1 protein-coding gene is annotated in these 712 nt (G+C 43.0%); it reads left to right on the top strand.

What is annotated here, in order from left to right:
* Positions 1-29 precede the first annotated feature (29 nt).
* On the top strand, positions 30-712 hold a 683-nt coding region (locus VTH8203_RS14165; RefSeq protein WP_096994264.1), incomplete at its 3' end, for an IS982 family transposase.

Below are 712 nucleotides of genomic sequence, written 5' to 3'. Positions count from 1 at the left end.
CAAGAGAGACTTATCACAAGGAACCAGCTATGCACAAATTAGTGGACTTATTTTGCCATGTCGATGACTTTTGTCAGGCTTTTCTACCCCAGTGGCAAAAACTTCAGCTTGAGAGCGGCGTACGGAAGCGTAATCGCAAAGGCCGAATGTCAGAAAGTGAAATCATGACCATCATTATTGCTTTCCATATGTCGCATCAGCGTGACTTTAAAAACTTCTATCTTGGTATTGTACATCGTTACTACAAAAATGATTTCCCAACGTTGCTCAGCTATACACGATTCCTCGAAGTGATGCCTTCTGTACTTGTACCACTAAGCTCTTTCTTCACCCATGTTAAAGGCGAACCAACAGGCATTGAATTCATTGATTCTACAAGTATTAAAGTGTGCCATAACCTGCGTATCCCACGGCATAAAGTTTTCAAAGGAACAGCAGCAAGGGGAAGAGGGACAATGGGTTGGTTTTATGGTTTTAAACTTCACATTATCACCAACCACCTTGGCGATATTGTGGCTGCCAAACTGACGCCAGCTAATACAGACGATAGGAAACCTGTCCGCGAGCTATCTAAAGGACTACTGGACAAGCTCTATGCCGATAAAGGTTATATCAGTAAGGCTCTTACTGATGATTTAAAAAACGAAGGGGTTACCCTGATTACGACTCATCGGAAAAATATGAAGCCCAAAGTGCTTGCCGCATGGGACAG

It is taken from the genome of Vibrio thalassae (assembly GCF_900089835.1).
Lineage (GTDB): Bacteria > Pseudomonadota > Gammaproteobacteria > Enterobacterales > Vibrionaceae > Vibrio > Vibrio thalassae.
The sequence above is the reverse complement of the archived record's forward strand: the minus strand, read 5'-3'. Positions and strand labels throughout refer to the sequence as shown.